The following is a 17,519-nucleotide window of genomic DNA, read 5'->3' as shown; positions in this document are numbered from 1 at the left end:
AAAAATTATCTATCTACAAAACGTCTATGGGTATGAATGCTCATAAGAATGCCAAACCCTGTCATCAATGTCAGCATTGATGTGCCACCATAACTGACAAGGGGTAAAGGTACACCCACCACAGGCAGGATACCTGAAACCATACCAATATTCACAAAAACATAAACGAAGAAAGTCAATGTGATACTGCCGGCAAGGAGTCTGGCAAAGCTGGTTTGCGCCCGAGAGGCAATGACTAAGCCGCGTCCGATGATGTAGAGATACATCAGGAGCAGGATAATGCTACCTATCAGACCAAATTCTTCACCGATCACCGCAAAGATAAAGTCGGTGTGACGTTCGGGGATAAATTCTAATTGGGATTGAGTGCCATCGAGCCAACCTTTACCCCAGAGGCCACCTGAGCCAATAGCAATTTTCGATTGGATAATGTGGTAACCCGCACCGAGGGGATCTTGTTCTGGATCGAGTAGGGTCAAGACGCGGGTTCTTTGGTAATCGTGCATTAGGAAGTACCAGAGAATAGGCAAAAATGCCAACACGGCGGCAATAAAACCGCCCACAATCACCCAGCTCATACCCGATAAAAACAGTACGAAAATACCTGATGCCGCAACTAAAATAGAAGTGCCGAGATCGGGTTGTTTAGCAATTAATAATGTGGGTATCAGTAGAATGACACCTGCGCCCGCTAGATAGCGTTTTTTGGGCGGTAGTGGGAATTTACTGATATACCAAGCCATAGTAATGGGGAAGGCGAGCTTAATCAGTTCAGATGGTTGAAACTCCATAAAGCCTAAGTTCAACCAGCGTTGTGCCCCTTTGTTAATCTCCCCAAAAAAATGCACCCCAAGCAGTAACACAATGCCTGCAAGGTAAATGGGTAATGCCCAGCGTTTTAGCGCCTCAGGATTAATTTGCGCCATGGTAAACATGATGCCCAGGGATAAAAACATCCTAAACAGTTGGCGTTCCATCATGCCAAGATCTTCACCACTGGCGGAATAGATAACAAATAGGCCAAAGCCCATTACAGCCAATAGGCCGAGCAACAGGGGCAGGTCGATATGTAATCGTTGCCAGATATTTTGACGTTGATGGGCACTCATGGCGTTGGTTTCCAAGTGTCTCTGAGCATATATTCATCGAGCATAGCGCGAGCGACGGGGCCAGCGTTTGCGCCACCCCAGCCGGCGTTTTCCATTACCACAGCCAGCACGATTTTCGGATCTTCAAAGGGCGCGTAGGCGACGACGAGGGCATTATCGCGGAAATGCTCGGCAATCTTATTAGCATCGTATTTCGTGTTTTCGGCCACGCCAATCACCTGCGCCGTACCGGTTTTCATCGCCGCGGTATAGCTTGCGTCGGTGAAGCGAGACTTATGGGCGGTTTGGCGCATGGCTTCGTTAATGATATTCCAGTTGCGCGGATTTTTAAGCTCAATCGGTGGTAACTCGTTAATCGGCGAGTCAATTTTGGCCGTATTATCTTTAATCGATCTTAATAAGTGCGGCGGAAAACGGCGGCCCTTATTGGCGAGAATAGCGGTAGCATTGGCCAGTTGTAACGGAGTTGCGGTCCAGTAACCTTGACCGATACCGACTGAAATGGTGTCACCTATGTACCAAGCTTGATTGTATTTTAAGCGCTTCCATTCTTTCGACGGCATATTGCCCGCTGATTCTTCGAAAATATCGACACCAGTATTTTGGCCAAAGCCGAATTGCTCCATAAAACGGGCTATGGGATCAACACCGATTTTATAAGCTAATTCATAGAAGTAGGTATCGCAGGATTCCACGATAGCACTATAGACGTTAACCCAGCCATGGCCCCAGCGTTTCCAGTCGCGATATTTACGCTCAACCCCTGGGATTTGCCAAAAACCAGGGTCCCAAATACGGGTGTGTTCGGTCACGGCTTTTTCATCAAGTCCCAGTAGGGCAATAATAGGTTTAATCGTTGATGCGGGCGCATATTGGCCTTGGGTAGCGCGGTTAATCAGCGGACGTGATTTGTCATTCAATAAATCACTGTAATCCTTGCTGTTAATCCCTTGCACGAACTGGTTGGGATCGTAACTTGGGCTCGACACTAAAGCTAAAATCCCGCCATCTCTTGGATCGATAGCGACGATTGAGCCTTTATGGCCTTGGAGTAGTTCCACGGCTTTTTGCTGTAATTGTAAATCGAGAGTTAAGTAAATATCTTGCCCAGGCTCCGGCGGCACGATTTTAAGCGTGCGGATAGTCCGGCCGCGGTTGTTCACTTCTTCTTCGAGGTGACCAGGCGTGCCGTGCAGCAGAGATTCATAAAATTTTTCAATGCCTTGCTTACCAATATCCTTGGTGGCAGCATAGTTCTTCCATTGATCGTTACGCTCCAATTGGGCGCGATCACGGGTGTTGATTTTGCCCACATAGCCCAGCACATGGGTGAGCTGGCTCGCATAGGGGTAGTTACGCTTTAAACCCGCCTCGACGGAAATCCCAGGAAAGCGATGCTGGTTCACGCTAAAAATCGCAACTTGCTCTTCAGTCAGCTGATTTTTAAGGGTAAGCGGCTTAAAGCGGCGGTGAAACTTTAAAGCGTCGGTAAAGGTTTCGCGCTCATCTGGGGTGATCTCGATTAACTTGCCTAGCTCGTCCAAAGTCTCGGACATATTGGCAATTTTCTCTGGAACCAGATCGAGGGAGTAAAAGGGTTGGTTTTCGGCGAGGAGTACGCCGTTTCTGTCGTAAATCAGGCCACGGCTTGGGGCGATGGGCACGACGCGAATACGGTTGTCATTAGAACGTGTCGCGTAATCTTTATAGGATTCAACCTGAAGGTGATAAAGATTAGTCACCAACACGCTCAAGAGGGCGACAACACAAAAAAAAGTGAACAGCGCACGGCGCTTAAACAGTGACGCCTCGGCGGCGTGGTCGTGCATGGTTATCCGCTTTTTTGGCGACACTTAGGCTATCTCCAGCTGATCCCATCCGGGTGGTTGACACTCGTTAACATCAAGATCCCGCTATTCTCTGTGATAAGGGTGATTGGTGTTCACGCTCCACGCGCGGTATAAGCTTTCGGCAACCACAATCCGCACCAAAGGATGGGGCAGGGTTAATGCCGACAGGCACCAACTCTGATGGGCGGCTTCCTTACAGGCGGGCGCTAAGCCTTCGGGGCCGCCAACCAGTAAGCTCACATCACGGCCATCGAGTTGCCATTTGTTCATGGCGGTCGCCAATTCTGGCGTAGTCCAGTTTTTGCCGGGAAGATCTAAGGTGACAATATGATTGCCCTTAGGGATAGCCGCTAACATTTGCTCGCCTTCCTTTTGCAGGATACGAACGATATCAGCGTTTTTTCCGCGCTTGCCGGCAGGGATTTCAATCAGTTCCAGCGCCATATCTCGGGGGAAGCGGCGTTGGTACTCTTCAAAGCCGCGGGTGACCCAATCGGGCATCCGTGTCCCTACTGCGATAAGTTGCAACTTCATTAGGCTTGCTTTTCTGACCAGAGCTTTTCAAGCTGGTAGAAATCGCGGGTTTGGTCTTGCATAACATGCAGGATCACGTTGCCCATATCCACCAATACCCATTCGCTGCTGTCGCGGCCTTCGATACCGATTGGTGGAATGCCAGCGGCTTTTGCCTCGAGCACGAGGTTTTCGGCGATCGCTTTCACGTGAGTTTTAGATGTACCTGAACAAATCACCATATAGTCGGTGATGTTAGATTGGTTGCTGACATCGATAACCACGACGTCACGGGCTTTTAAATCGTCGATTTTGTCGACAACAAACTGCTTTAATTCGGCGCTCTGCACGCTGATGTACCTCATTTATTTTAAATAGCGCGCTAGTATATCAGTCTTAAGCGGTGGAATACATTATCTTAGCGGCCGAGTTTGTATTATTGGCGCGGGATTTTGGGCCTAGGAAAAATAAAGCCGTTGTTTTTGAATGTAATTTAAAGTGACGGGCAGCAGGGCATCCTGTGGAATTTCCCCCATCGCCAGTTGTGAGCGAATTTGGGTGGACGAAATATCCTGTGGGCTGATATCGACGGTAAAGATGCGTCCATGTTGCGGCGCGCTTGAGTGACTTAACGCATCAAGCGTTGCGTGACGTACGTTTAACTCATGCAGCATCGGGTGCCCTTCGGCTAAATGCCAGCCCGGGCGCTGACATACTACGATATTGGCTAATTCAAACAATTGCTGCCATTGGTGCCAGCTTTGCAGATGAATAAACGAATCCATCCCCATGATAAAAAACAGTTCGTCATCGGGATAAAGCCGAGTTAACTGCTTAAGGGTGACAACCGTATAGGATGGACTGTCGCGTTTAGCTTCGATATCACAGAGCTCGAAGCCGGGTAAACTCGCACATACCTGCGCGACCATTTCGAGCCGCTGCGCTGTGGTCGAGTGAGTGGTGTTCTTATGCGGCGGAATATGGTTGGGCATCAGCAGGATTTTATCCAGCTTGAGACTGGCTTTGACTTCCATCGCGGGGCGAATATGGCCGTAATGTATGGGGTCGAAGGTGCCGCCTAAAATACCGATACGCATCAACACTCCGCCTTAATCTAAGCTGATATGGGCCAGATGACTGTGGGCTTTAGGATCGAATAATAAGCACAGGTGGCTGAGCCCTGTCCAATCTTCATGGCCTAATTGCTTTAGGTTCAGCTCCAGCTTAGACGCGAAGGCAAGCATATGTTCGATTTGGGTGAGGCTTAAACGCTGCAACGTGGTTTGGTACAGCGGTTTACGCTTATCCCAAATTCGATGTTTGCCAAAGAGACTATTTAAGGGCGCGCCTTGGGCCTGTTCACTCTTGAGGCTAAGCAGTAGCTGCAGCTCTTTAAACAAGGCCCAGAGTAAAATCGGCATGGCCGTGCCTTCACCGTTGAGTTGGGCCAGCATATGTTGAGCACTGTCTTGGCGATTATTCAGCAGCGCATCGGTGAGTTGAAACACGGTAAAGCGGGACTGATCTTCAAAGTAGTGGCTTAACTCGTCAGCACCGATAGGCTTGCTTGGACTTAACAGTTGTAGCAACTGCATGGCCTGATCGGCGGCGAGTAAATTCCCTTCGTAGAGGGAGTACAACATTGCGCGCGCATCGGGCTGTAAATTCAGCTTAAAGTACGCAATGCGTGAGTCGAGCCAACGTCTAAATTGGTCGCCCTCTGGCGTAGTGCAAGGCAAATAAATCCCTAAACTATCCAAGGTTTTGAACCATTTACTGTTGGTTTGCTCGCTGGCGAGTTTTGGGCCTTCAAGGATCAGCAACACATCAGGATTTGGCGTTTGCAGCAACGCTTGTAGTGCCGCCGAACCATCTGCACCGGGTTTTGCGTTGGGCAGAGTTAGCTCAATGATGCGTCGACTAGAAAACAGGCTCATGGATTGCCATTCTTGGGTCAAGTCACCCCAGTTAAAACCTGTTTCTTGAATTAACTGAACGCGCTCTTCAAACCCTTGGCGTTTGGCTGCTTGGCGGATCTGATCCTTGGAGGTTTCGAGCAACCAAGGATCATCACCAAAAATCAGGTAGCAAGCGTGAAGCGGATTGAGATGGCGGGAGAGTTGATCAGGATAAACACGCATTTAAACCACTCTCCACATTTTATTGCAGTGCCACATTAATTTGGACCCTGCATTAATTCACCTCTGTGCTGGCCATGGATTGCAGGATCCGGTCGGCCGCCTGGATACGCATTTCTTTGACTAACAGTTCCATTTCACGGCTTTTCGCCAGTGCGGTGCGAGGGTCGTCTAAGTAATCGCGGCGAATTTCAATCTTGAAAGGCTGCGCCTCTTTGCCCGGCAAGGCCACGGCAAATTCGACGAAATAGATAAGCTCATACTCGGCCACATTGCCCGTAGGGTAAAGCGACAGGGTCGAACGCTCTAAGGAGTCGGTGATGAGCCTTAACACAGGCACATCATTGGCGGCATCGACAATCTTGACGTTGTTCAAACGTAACCGCTCACGCACCAAACGGGTGAGTTCGCTGTATTCGTCCGAGCTACTCAAACTGAGTTGATTGAGCTGCTCGGGGATTTGATAGCTACGTTGAAGCTTAAAACCGCAACCTGCGCTGGTCATAAGAACCAGCGCCATGATTGCGAAAGCTAAGCGTTTAATTAGCATAAGTTTTCGCGGTTTCCTGTTTGTCTTGTGGACAGCATCCGTTTATCACAGCAACGATGTTAGTTGGCAACGATGCTGAGCAGTTTACCGGGTACATAGATAACTTTACGAACCGTAACACCATCTAAGTACTTGATGACTTGCTCGTCCGCCATACCCAGCGCTTCAACTGATGCTTGGTCAGCATCGGCTGCGACTGTGATCTTAGCGCGCACTTTACCGTTCACTTGTACCACGATGAGCTTGCTGTCTTCTACCAGAGCAGATTCATCCACAACTGGCCATTGGCTGTCTTCGATACTGTTGGTGTTTCCCAGCTCATTCCACAGGGTGAAGCTCACGTGCGGGATGATGGGGTACAGTAAACGCACTACCGCAGTTAAGGCTTCGCCGATAATAGCTCGGTCTTGACCTGTGGTTTGTGGCGCTTTTTGCAGATGGTTCATCAGTTCCATTACGGCGGCAACCGCAGTATTGAACATCTGACGACGGCCGATATCATCGGTCACCTTCGCGATAGTCTTGTGCACTTCACGGCGCAGTGCTTTTTGCTCGCTTGTTAATTTGCTGACGTCTAGTGCTTCGCTGTTATCCTGCGCCACATATTCGCTGGCCAGTTTCCACAGACGTTTGATAAAGCGGTGCGCGCCTTCAACGCCAGACTCTTGCCATTCCAGCGTTAATTCTGGTGGTGAGGCGAACATCATAAACAGACGCACAGTGTCGGCACCGTATTTTTCGACCATTACCTGTGGGTCGATACCGTTGTTTTTCGACTTAGACATTTTGCACATACCGGTGTAAACCAGTTCGTTGCCGTCTTTATCGATAGCTTTAGTCACTCGGCCCTTGTCGTCTTTTTCGGTAGTGACTACATCCAGCGGAGACACCCATACACGGGCACCTTTATCGTTGGTGTAGTAGTAGGCATCGGCCAGAACCATGCCTTGGGTCAGCAGTTGTTTTGCTGGCTCGTTAGTGTTTACTAGGCCCGCGTCACGCAGCAACTTGTGGAAGAAGCGGAAATATAACAAGTGCATACAGGCGTGTTCGATACCACCAATGTACTGATCCACTGGCAACCAGTAGTTAGCCTTGGTTGGATCTAACATTTGATCAGCCTTTGGGCTGCAATAACGGGCGTAATACCATGAAGATTCCATAAAGGTATCAAAGGTATCAGTCTCGCGCAGCGCGTCTTGGCCGTTAACTTGGGTTTTCGCCCATTCTTTATCGGCCTTGATTGGGCTTTGGATCCCGTCCATCACCACATCTTCTGGCAGGATCACCGGCAGTTGATCTTCAGGTGTTGGGATAACAGTGCCGTCGGCTAAGGTCACCATAGGAATTGGTGCGCCCCAGTAACGTTGACGTGATACACCCCAGTCACGCAGACGGTAGTTTACTTGGCGTTTGCCTTTACCTTCAGCCACTAATTTGTCGGCGATGGCATTGAAGGCGCCGTCAAAGTCTAAACCGTCGAACTCGCCAGAGTTAAACAGCACGCCTTTTTCGGTGTAAGCCGCTTCGCTGATGTCTAACTCCCCGTCAACAGGTTTGATAACCGCTTCGATTGGCAGATTGTACTTTTTCGCAAATTCGTAATCGCGTTGGTCGTGGCCTGGAACTGACATCACAGCGCCGGTGCCATAGTTCATTAGTACGAAGTTAGCCGCCCAAATGGGTACTTGCTTGCCAGTGATGGGGTGAATCGCGTATAGACCTGTCGCGACGCCACGTTTTTCCATGGTGGCTAAATCGGCTTCTGACGTGGTGCTGTTTTTGCACTCATCGATAAAGGCAGCCAGCTCAGGGTTAGTTTGCGCCGCTAATTCTGCTAATGGGTGACCCGCAGCAATCGCTACATAGGTGACACCCATCAGGGTATCGGGGCGGGTTGTGTAGATGTCGAATGACTTGTCACTACCCGCTACACCAAAGGTCATTTCCACGCCTTCGCTGCGACCAATCCAGTTGCGCTGCATGGTCTTAACTTGCTCAGGCCAACCGTCTAAGGTGTCGATATCGTTTAATAGTTCTTCGGCGTAGGCGGTGATCTTAATGAACCACTGTGGAATTTCTTTTTGTTCTACAGGGGTATCACAACGCCAGCAGCAACCGTCTTGTACCTGCTCGTTTGCCAGTACGGTTTCATCATTAGGGCACCAGTTAACAGAAGCTGTTTTCTTGTAAACTAAGCCTTTTTCGTACAGTTTAGTGAAGAACCATTGTTCCCAGCGGTAATATTCTGGGGTACAAGTGGCGATTTCACGGCTCCAGTCATAGCCAAAACCCAGCAATTTTAGCTGGTTTTTCATGTACTCAATATTTTGATAAGTCCATGGTGCTGGTGCCGTTTTGTTGTTGATTGCGGCGTTTTCTGCAGGCAAACCGAAAGAGTCCCAACCGATAGGTTGTAGCACGTTTTTGCCTTGAAGACGCTGGAAGCGGGCAACCACATCGCCTATGGTATAGTTGCGAACGTGTCCCATGTGGAGTCGACCTGAAGGGTACGGAAACATCGAAAGGCAATAAAACTTTTCTTTGTTTGCATCTTCAGTAACTTCAAAGGTTTTGTTGTCGTGCCAGTGCTTTTGCACTAAGGCTTCAATTTCTGAGGGATTATATTGCTCTTGCATCACGCTATTTCCGGCAGTGCCGCCTATTTATTTGATCTAACGCCATATCGACGCGAATAAGATCTGCATAGAATAAACTAGAAGCGATGCATTAAAAAGGTTCTATGAAGGAGTATTGGTTATGAATGATAGAAGTAGTGCGCTACTAGGACTGTATCAAGCCTTAATTAACGAAGTGAAAGCGCAATTTGCGGAAGATAACTCGCTGACTGCAAAGAATTTATTTAAGTCTGTCACTCAAGGGAAGGAGTTTTTACGCCTCAAAGAACAAGCGGGGGAAGATGAGCTCGCCTTAGTGGAGCAATTCTTAAAGCGTGATATTGCCAGCTTTTTGCGTGAGCAAAATGCCGACAGCTTAAGCCACAGCCCAACGGTGATCACCCTAGAAAACACCCTTTGGCATTGGTTAAGTGAAATCACCGACCGCAGCCAAGTGGAATGGCATGAACTGGCTCAAGACTTTAAACACCACGGCTATTACCAGAGTGGCGATATTGTTAGCCAAGGGGTGATGGTGTGCACTAACTGTGGCCATGAAATGAGTATTGAGTTTCCGGGCGTGATCCCCGATTGCCCCGAGTGTGACCATGAAGAGTTTACCCGTGAGGCGTTAACGCCTTAGCCTTGTGGATGCGCCAGAAATAAAAAACGACGCTTAGCGTCGTTTTTTATTAGCCATCAACAGCCTTGGACATTGATATCGTAAAGCGGTGGTGTGTTGGCATCGGCTGCTTGGGTATAGCGGAAATAACATTGGTCATCGTTGACTAAGGTATTAGCATCCAAGTCGTAGCCATATATGTAATATCAATACCTTGATATTGAATGACGAGTTTATCATCTTTCTCTATCCATTTTTCGATATCGGTATTGTCCAGATAACCCCACTTGAGGCGGGTTTCTGCCACACCATCACCATTGAGGTCGATGTCAATAATATCATCACGGCCTGCGACGGCTTGACTCTGTAAGCTGGGCATTTGGGTCTTGGAATAGGCTAAGGTATTTGCGGCTTTTACACTGGCATGGAGTTGCAGCAGACTTTTTTCCCGCGCCTCTTTGCTCAGGCCGATAAATTTCGGCGCGGCGATAACCGCTAAAATCCCGAGCACTATGATAACGACCACGAGTTCGATTAAGGTAAAACCTTGAGTGCGTTTCTGATTAATCATTTCAAATTCTGTTGCTGCTTTTGACGACGGATAAAACCGAGTAACAGCAGAGCTCCACATAAGGCTAACAGTGGTGTTTGGCCGATTTTAGCAAACCAAGTTTGGCCTGTAACCAGTGGAATGGTGGCTCGCAATACACCCGTTTCAAATTGCGGCAGAGAAGCTGTGATATTGCCATGCTCATCGACAACGGCGGTTACACCATTATTGGTGGCGCGAACCAGAGGACGCCCTAACTCAATGGCGCGCATTTGAGCAATTTCCATATGTTGTAATGGACCATTTGAGGTGCCAAACCAGGCATCGTTGGAGACGGTTAACAGCAGATCCGTCCCGAGATTAACGCTGTCACGCAATTGTTCAGGGAAGGCTATTTCATAACAAATTGCCGGCGCAATTTTATGGCCTACCGCGCTCAAGTTCGGTTGTTGATAATCGCCACGCGCAAAAGAGGACATGGGCAGATTAAAGAAAGGCGCAATCGGCCGCAGTAAGGCTTGAAAGGGCACAAACTCACCAATCGGCAACAGATGGTGCTTTTTAAACTGGTTGCTGCCATCGCTCTCATAATCTGGGCTATCTTGCTGTTTCAGATTATGGTTACCTAATACAATCAGTGAATTATAAAAATCGTCATGTTGACGACTGATAATGCCAGTAATGATGGAGGTGTGGTTAAGGTTGGCCACTTTATTGGCATTATCCAAAAAGTCTTGCACCATAGATTCTGGCGCTGGGATCGCTGCTTCTGGCCAGACGATAATGTCAGCATCAAAGTGTTCACGGGACAAATCCATGTATTTCAACAGGGTTGGCCAGAGTGCATCGGGTTCCCATTTCATACTTTGCGGAATATTGCCTTGCACAAGCGCGACCTTGACCGACTCGCCTGTCGGCTTAATTTGTGAAAGCTTAGGCGCGACCCAAGTAGCGGCTGCGATGATGGGCAGTAAAATCAACAGACTTTTGTAGCGCTTGCTAAAACACAAGGCCAATGCGCCCGCAACCATGGCGATAATGAAACTTAATCCTAAGGCGCCAATAATACTCGCGAGTTCCTTTAATGGGCCTTCAGTTTGGGAATAGCCGGCCCAGATCCAGGGAAACCCTGTCATCACCCAGCCTCTGGCCCATTCGGTTAAGACCCAAAGCGCGGGGAAGAAGAGCAGGTTACGCCATAGCGAGGGAGTATTAGTGCGAGTCAACCACGCTAAACCCAGACCCGTTAAGGCTGGATAGAGGGCTAAATAGAGTGCTAACAGCGCCATTAGCCCTACTGAAGCGGCTAAGGGGAGGCCACCGAAGGTGTCCATACTGACATGCACCCAACTGATCCCAACGGCAAAACAGCCAAAACCAAAGCTTAACCAATGGAAAAAGCTTGCTTTAGGGCTTAAGGATTCACTCTGCCAAAGGGCTAACGCCATGGCGATAGGATAGATGATCCAGAAGGAATACGGGGCAAAGGAAAGCGCTGTACTGGCGCCTAAAATAAACGCCAGTACGAGGCGTAACGCACTCAATCGAGACTTTTGTTGGGCAAAAGCCCGAATGTTAGTTAGCACGGATCATTCTTCTTACAAGGAGAGTTATTCTTACGCAGAGGGTTATTCTACGTCTTCACCGATATTGGGATCGGGGAGTTTTACTCTGAGTTGGATTAAACGTCGGGTATCGGCGTTGATAACTTTAAATTCAATACCTTCGATCATGATGCTCTCATTGCGCTCCGGCAAGTGGCCAAAGGCATGGGACACCAAGCCACCAACGGTATCAAACTCTTCATCGCTGAAATGGGTGTTGAATTCTTCGTTAAAATCTTCGATAGGCGTAAGCGCCTTCACCATATAGACAGTATTGCCGACTTTGCGGATTTCGGTGTCTTCAGGGCTATCGTGATCGAATTCATCTTCAATCTCACCGACGATTTCTTCGAGAATATCTTCAATAGTTACCAGACCGGATACGCCACCGTATTCATCGACGACAATCGCCATATGGTAACGCTGGGAGCGGAATTCTTTGAGTAACACATCGACGCGTTTACTCTCTGGCACAACAACCGCTGGGCGGATCACGCGCTCAAGGGAAAAGGGTTCTTCACTGTTTGAGAAACCATAAGGGATCAAATCTTTAGCCAGTAAAATGCCTTCGATATGGTCTTTGTCTTCGTTAACCACTGGGAAGCGAGAATGGCCTGAACCGATAACAGTTGCGAGCAACTCTTCAACGGTATTGTCGATTTGAATCGCGACAATTTGAGCTCGTGGGATCATAATGTCCCGAACACGCATATCGGAAACTTCCAATACACCTTTAATCATTTCGCGGGTGTCTTCTGATATCAGTTCGCGCTGTTCTGCGCCATCAATTACATCAACTAAGTCTTCGCGATTTTGAGGTTCGCCCTGAAATAACTGACTTACTCTGTCAAACCAGCTTTTCTTTTGGGCGTTCGTACTCGGGGGGATATCGTCACTCATAGTTTTCTCATTAACCTTGATAGAGAGTATCTCAGTTAATTATTGTTCCTTATATGGGTCAGTAAAACCTAAGCTTTCAATGAGTTGAGTCTCTAAAGACTCCATCTCTTCGGCTTCTTCGTCTTCAATGTGATCATAACCTAGCAGATGCAGGCAACCATGTACAACCATGTGTGCCCAATGGGCTTCTAGAGTTTTATCTTGTTCACGCGCTTCATTTTCAACGACTGCGGCACAAATGACAAGATCTCCAAGCAGCGGAAGTTCAATTTCTGGCGGTGCTTCAAAGGGAAACGACAACACATTAGTGGGCTTGTCTTTCCCTCTGTAAGTGCTGTTTAGCATTTGGCTTTCACGGGCATCGACGATACGGATCGTCAGCTCCGCCTGTTCCATGCTATTACCAATGGCGGTTTTTACCCAGAGGGCAAATTGTTCTTCACTAGGAAGATAGTCACTCGCCGTGGCGTATTGCACATCTAAGGCTAAATCAAGACTCATGCTTTATAACTTCCTGTTGCGTTTGTGGGTGCGCTTGTTGATTGTCGCGGCGCTCTTTTTCGGCCTTTAATGCCTGCTCTTTACGATCAAAAGCCTCATAGGCTTCGACAATGCGAGCAACCACAGGATGACGCACAACGTCTTGAGACACGAAGAAGTTGAAGCTGATCTCTTCCACTTGGCTTAATACTTCAATGGCGTGGCGCAGACCTGACTTAACATGTTTGGGTAAGTCGGTTTGGGTGATGTCACCCGTGATCACCGCGCGTGAGTTAAAGCCAATACGGGTTAAGAACATTTTCATCTGCTCAACCGTGGTGTTTTGGCTCTCATCGAGAATAATAAAGGCATCGTTTAAGGTGCGGCCGCGCATGTAGGCCAAAGGCGCTACTTCGATAACGTTTTTCTCGATTAAGCGCTCGACCTTTTCAAAGCCGAGCATTTCAAACAAGGCATCATAGAGCGGGCGCAGATAGGGGTCGACCTTCTGGCTTAAATCGCCCGGTAAGAAGCCGAGTTTTTCCCCCGCTTCAACCGCGGGGCGGGTGAGCAGAATACGGCGCACTTCTTGACGCTCTAGTGCATCAACCGCGGCGGCCACCGCTAAGTAGGTTTTACCCGTTCCCGCAGGCCCAATACCAAAGGTAATATCATGGCGCACAATGTTGGCCACATAGGTGCTTTGGTTGGGGTTGCGCGGTTTTATCACGCCACGGCGGGTTTTGATAAATAAGGCTTTATCGTCACCGCTGTCGTCCTGCTCTAGGGCAATGGCTTCTTGAATTGCCAAATGCACTTGTTCAGGGTCGAGATCCGGCGTGCTGCCCTTGACCGTTTGAGTTTCAATATAGAGCTGCTTAAGTAAGTTATTGGCACTTAAACAGTGACGTGGTAATCCGGTAATTTGGAAATGGTTGTTCTTACGGACTATCTCAACGCCAACGCGACGCTCAATCTGTTTGATATTGTCATCGAAGGGACCGCACAGTGAAGCCAAACGGCGGGTTTCTGCTGGTTCGAGATACAAATTCATTGTGGTTAATTTACTGGACAAACAGTGCTCCTATTGTCAAATAACAAGCAAATTATCAAATACCAAGCAAAGTGCTGAGTGAAAGTCAAGTGCGATGTCAGTTTGCTATCGCTGCCTCTTATCAGAAGATAATTTCAGTTTACGAGCCATCTATCATAATTGCTAACGGAAAATCATCAATTACAGCAGTTGTTAAGGCCATAAAATAAGAGGGCGACATTGTCGCCCTCTTTATATAGGTACACTCACCCAAGATTTAAACCCTTAAGGTTTAAATTGAGTGACACCGAGATCATCATCTTGCTTATGCTTCGCCAGAATATCCGATGGGCGCAGGTTACGGCGCAGATCCATTTCATCTTCACCGCGGATAAATTTACCGCGTAGCGAGTTAGTGTAAACGTCGACAATCTCGACATCCACAAAGGTACCAATGTGTTTTGGTAAGCCTTCAAAGTTCACCACACGGTTGTTTTCGGTGCGACCGCGCAGTTCCATCGGGTTTTTCACCGAGGGGCCTTCAACCAGAATGCGTTGCACTGTACCCATCATATGGCGGCTGTAACGCATGGCCTGTTGAGTGATACGGTCTTGTAGAATCGCCAGACGTTGCTTTTTCTCTTCCATATCAACGTCATCGGGTAAATCTGCCGCTGGCGTGCCTGGGCGCGCACTGTAGATAAAGCTAAAGCTGTGGTCAAAACCTACATCTTCAATCAGCTTCATGGTATCGGCGAAGTCTTCTTTCGTTTCACCAGGGAAACCAATAATAAAGTCGGAGCTGATTTGGATATCAGGGCGGGCTTTACGCAGACGGCGGATGATTGACTTGTACTCAATCGCCATATGGCCACGCTTCATTGCGGTGAGAATGCGGTCAGAACCTGACTGCACGGGTAAGTGCAAGAAACTCACTAATTCAGGCGTATCTTCGTAAACGTCGATGATATCCTGGGTAAATTCAATCGGGTGACTGGTGGTGAAGCGAATACGGTCGATGCCGTCGATAGCGGCAACATAGCGTAATAGCTCGGCAAAGGTACAGATCCCGCCATCGTGGGTTGCGCCACGGTAGGCATTGACGTTTTGACCGAGCAGGTTAACTTCGCGCACACCTTGTTCTGCCAGTTGGGCAATTTCAAGAATGATGTCGTCCGATGGGCGGCTGACTTCTTCACCACGGGTATAAGGTACCACGCAGAATGAACAGTATTTGCTACAACCTTCCATAATTGACACAAACGCCGTTGGGCCTTCGGCGCGTGGTTCGGGAAGACGGTCAAATTTTTCGATCTCAGGAAAACTCACATCGATCACTGCTTTATCGCCGCGGCGTACTTGTTCGATCATCTCCGGTAGACGGTGAAGCGTCTGTGGGCCAAAGATGATGTCAACACAATGAGCTCGGTCTTTAATCGCTTTACCTTCTTGAGATGCAACACAGCCACCCACACCAATAATCAGGTCAGGATTTTTATCTTTGAGTGTTTTCCAACGACCTAACTGATGGAACACTTTTTCCTGTGCTTTTTCACGGATAGAACAAGTGTTCAGCAGCAGAATATCTGCTTCTTCTGCTTCTTCAGTTAAGGTGTAACCTTGGTATTCGCCTAAAAGATCCGCCATCTTAGATGAGTCGTACTCATTCATTTGACAGCCCCAAGTTTTAATATGGAGTTTTTTGCTCATCAGTTGTGTTGCCCTACGCTGCCCTGTAAAAAGAGTCCCGAGCCGTCGTTGCCTTGTAAAAAGACCAACAGACCGCCCAGTCAAAATAGCGCGACATTTTACCCGCAGTTGTGGCTGCTGACCAGCGTTGTCCACATTTTTACTCGCTAATCCTATCGGATTATGATACCCACAAAGAAGCTAGGTTTATCGCTATTGATGGGTTTTAGGTGATTTATTCTTGGTGACTTAGTGCAGCATTTGCCATTGGCAACAAGCTATTGCTGGAGCAAATGCCAATGTCTTCACGGATTTAGAGTCGAAATACGTTCAACATTTCCGTGGTGTAGTGATATAGGGCATAATCGAGCCTGTTGCGGTAACTGACGGTAACGTTTACATGGTTGGTGTGGCAGCCAATGCATTATTTATAGCGCAGCTGTTGCGAATGGCGATGGTGTGACAAGGTGCATTTGACAAGTCTAAACAACAATATGAGTGGTAATTAAGATGAGCCGAACAATGAGCCAAACACAGCAATCTGCACCGATAACATCAGAGACTCAATCCTTTGATGTGGTTTTAGTCGGTAGCGGCATGGTGGGCGCGGCAACGGCGATTGGTCTTGCACAGCAAGGACTTAACGTTGCTGTAGTTGAGTCCTTTACGCCCGAGGCTTATTCTCCAGAGCAGGCATTAGATGTGAGGGTTTCGGCAATAAGCGTTGCCTCTGAACATTTACTTGAGCAGTTAGGCGCATTAGACAGCTTACTTAAGATGCGTAATGTGCCTTATCTTGGCTTAGAGACTTGGGAGCTTGATGGCTGTATTACCCAATTCCATAGCTCACAAATCGGCGCTAGCCATTTAGGCCATATCGTTGAAAACCGTTTAGTGCAGCTCGCCCTGTGGGAGCAAATGCAGCAATGGGAAAATATTCAACTCTTTTGCCCTGAGCGCGTTGCCCACTTTGCGCGTGGCGTTGATACGGTAAGCGTGCACTTACAATCCGGTTATTCACTTGAGGCTAAGCTGTTGGTTGGCGCTGACGGTGCGAATTCTCAAGTACGCCAATGGGCGGGCATTGGGATTTCGGGTTGGGACTATGCTCAATCGGCCATGCTGATTAATATCCAAACCGCCCAAGGTCAACAAGATGTGACTTGGCAGCAATTTACACCTAGCGGCCCACGTTCCTTGTTACCTTTACCCGGTAATCATGCCTCGTTAGTTTGGTATGATGATGCCAATCGCATCAAACAGTTAATGCAACTGAATAATAAACAGTTGGCCGACCAAATTCGCCAGCATTTTCCATCTCGTTTAGACAGTGATTTTACGGTTGAGGCCAAGGGCAGCTTTGCGCTCACGCGCCGGCATGCTCAGGCTTATTTTAAGCCAAATGTGGTGATTTTAGGGGATGCAGCGCACACCATTAATCCGCTTGCTGGTCAAGGGGTTAACCTTGGATTTAAAGATGTTGGAGCTTTATTGACAGCCATCAAGACGGCATTAACTGAGGATAAACCATGGTGGTCAACCGAGGTATTAAGCCAATATCAAGCAAAACGTTACCTTGATAATCAGCTGATGATGACCACTATGGATGTGTTTTACGCTAGCTTTAGTAATGATATTTTGCCGCTTAAATTACTTCGCAATGGCGCATTAAAATTGGCCAATATCAATTCTCCCATCAAACAAACTGTACTTAAGTATGCGATGGGGCTCAATTAGTTCCTCGTTGTGAGCACTTGCTTACTCGGTATTTGTTGACTTACGCATTGAGTGCTAAAATGCCGCGTTTTTAACGAGTATAAGCGGCATTATTAGCTCAATATGGTCGACCTGTGTGCTTTGCCA

15 protein-coding genes and 1 pseudogene are annotated in these 17,519 nt (G+C 48.1%); 2 read left to right on the top strand and 14 right to left on the bottom strand.

All coding sequences use genetic code 11. The features are described from left to right. Window positions 1-5: 5 nt before the first annotated feature. The 8 genes from rodA to leuS all read right to left on the bottom strand — a co-directional run bounded on the left by rodA (window position 6) and on the right by leuS (window position 8,799). Window positions 6-1,109, bottom strand: a complete 1,104-nt coding sequence (rodA, locus tag FJD32_RS17470; RefSeq protein ID WP_037415160.1) for a rod shape-determining protein RodA — start codon at window positions 1,107-1,109, stop codon at window positions 6-8. Further along, on the bottom strand, window positions 1,106-2,962 hold the full coding sequence (gene mrdA / locus FJD32_RS17465) for a penicillin-binding protein 2 (protein ID WP_055648083.1): 1,857 nt from the start codon (window positions 2,960-2,962) through the stop codon (window positions 1,106-1,108). Before mrdA ends, rodA begins: the two co-directional genes overlap by 4 nt. Window positions 2,963-3,022: 60 nt before the next feature. Next, window positions 3,023-3,493 (bottom strand): 23S rRNA (pseudouridine(1915)-N(3))-methyltransferase RlmH, encoded by a 471-nt coding sequence (gene rlmH / locus FJD32_RS17460; protein WP_011621784.1) that lies wholly within the window; start codon window positions 3,491-3,493, stop codon window positions 3,023-3,025. Then, window positions 3,493-3,822, bottom strand: a complete 330-nt coding sequence (rsfS, locus tag FJD32_RS17455; protein WP_037430791.1) for a ribosome silencing factor — start codon at window positions 3,820-3,822, stop codon at window positions 3,493-3,495. The genes rlmH and rsfS overlap by 1 nt, the downstream gene beginning before the upstream one ends. A gap of 108 nt (window positions 3,823-3,930) precedes the next feature. After that, the gene (gene nadD / locus FJD32_RS17450; protein WP_055648084.1) at window positions 3,931-4,569 is read right to left on the bottom strand and encodes a nicotinate-nucleotide adenylyltransferase; all 639 of its coding nucleotides are present in this window, start codon (window positions 4,567-4,569) and stop codon (window positions 3,931-3,933) included. A 12-nt stretch (window positions 4,570-4,581) separates the two neighbouring features. Further along, window positions 4,582-5,613 carry a DNA polymerase III subunit delta gene (holA, locus tag FJD32_RS17445; RefSeq protein WP_055648085.1) on the bottom strand — a complete coding sequence of 344 codons (1,032 nt, stop codon included), beginning with the start codon at window positions 5,611-5,613 and terminating at the stop codon, window positions 4,582-4,584. Window positions 5,614-5,665: 52 nt separating this feature from the next. Beyond that, window positions 5,666-6,160: an LPS assembly lipoprotein LptE gene (lptE, locus tag FJD32_RS17440; RefSeq protein WP_055648086.1), complete on the bottom strand. Its 495-nt coding sequence runs from the start codon at window positions 6,158-6,160 to the stop codon at window positions 5,666-5,668. Window positions 6,161-6,219: 59 nt separating this feature from the next. Beyond that, window positions 6,220-8,799, bottom strand: a complete 2,580-nt coding sequence (leuS, locus tag FJD32_RS17435) for a leucine--tRNA ligase (protein WP_047536928.1) — start codon at window positions 8,797-8,799, stop codon at window positions 6,220-6,222. A gap of 121 nt (window positions 8,800-8,920) precedes the next feature. Between leuS and FJD32_RS17430 the strand changes: the two genes are divergently transcribed. Further along, window positions 8,921-9,421: a zinc ribbon-containing protein gene (locus FJD32_RS17430; RefSeq protein WP_023268299.1), complete on the top strand. Its 501-nt coding sequence runs from the start codon at window positions 8,921-8,923 to the stop codon at window positions 9,419-9,421. A 56-nt stretch (window positions 9,422-9,477) separates the two neighbouring features. Here the strand turns inward: FJD32_RS17430 and FJD32_RS25260 are convergent. From FJD32_RS25260 to miaB, 6 genes and pseudogenes are all read right to left on the bottom strand, one after another. After that, window positions 9,478-9,971, bottom strand: a pseudogene (locus FJD32_RS25260) (prepilin-type N-terminal cleavage/methylation domain-containing protein). Continuing rightward, complete coding sequence (gene lnt / locus FJD32_RS17420; RefSeq protein ID WP_055648087.1) at window positions 9,968-11,536, bottom strand: apolipoprotein N-acyltransferase; 1,569 nt, start codon at window positions 11,534-11,536, stop codon at window positions 9,968-9,970. The pseudogene FJD32_RS25260 and the gene lnt overlap by 4 nt, the downstream one beginning before the upstream one ends. Window positions 11,537-11,578: 42 nt before the next feature. Continuing rightward, window positions 11,579-12,454 (bottom strand): CNNM family magnesium/cobalt transport protein CorC, encoded by an 876-nt coding sequence (gene corC / locus FJD32_RS17415; protein WP_055648088.1) that lies wholly within the window; start codon window positions 12,452-12,454, stop codon window positions 11,579-11,581. Window positions 12,455-12,493: 39 nt separating this feature from the next. Then, window positions 12,494-12,955 carry an rRNA maturation RNase YbeY gene (gene ybeY / locus FJD32_RS17410; RefSeq protein ID WP_023268295.1) on the bottom strand — a complete coding sequence of 154 codons (462 nt, stop codon included), beginning with the start codon at window positions 12,953-12,955 and terminating at the stop codon, window positions 12,494-12,496. Continuing rightward, window positions 12,945-14,009: a PhoH family protein gene (locus tag FJD32_RS17405; RefSeq protein ID WP_055648089.1), complete on the bottom strand. Its 1,065-nt coding sequence runs from the start codon at window positions 14,007-14,009 to the stop codon at window positions 12,945-12,947. The genes ybeY and FJD32_RS17405 overlap by 11 nt, the downstream gene beginning before the upstream one ends. Window positions 14,010-14,252: 243 nt before the next feature. Next, window positions 14,253-15,677 carry a tRNA (N6-isopentenyl adenosine(37)-C2)-methylthiotransferase MiaB gene (miaB, locus tag FJD32_RS17400; RefSeq protein WP_055648090.1) on the bottom strand — a complete coding sequence of 475 codons (1,425 nt, stop codon included), beginning with the start codon at window positions 15,675-15,677 and terminating at the stop codon, window positions 14,253-14,255. A gap of 501 nt (window positions 15,678-16,178) precedes the next feature. On the opposite strand from miaB, the gene FJD32_RS17395 reads away from it, so the two are divergent. Further along, on the top strand, window positions 16,179-17,393 hold the full coding sequence (locus tag FJD32_RS17395; RefSeq protein ID WP_055648091.1) for an FAD-dependent monooxygenase: 1,215 nt from the start codon (window positions 16,179-16,181) through the stop codon (window positions 17,391-17,393). Window positions 17,394-17,519 lie beyond the last annotated feature (126 nt).

It is taken from the genome of Shewanella sp. LC6, from assembly GCF_006385735.2.
In the GTDB taxonomy this organism is placed as follows: Bacteria; Pseudomonadota; Gammaproteobacteria; order Enterobacterales; family Shewanellaceae; genus Shewanella; species Shewanella xiamenensis.
This window is presented reverse-complemented; position numbering and strand designations above follow the sequence as displayed.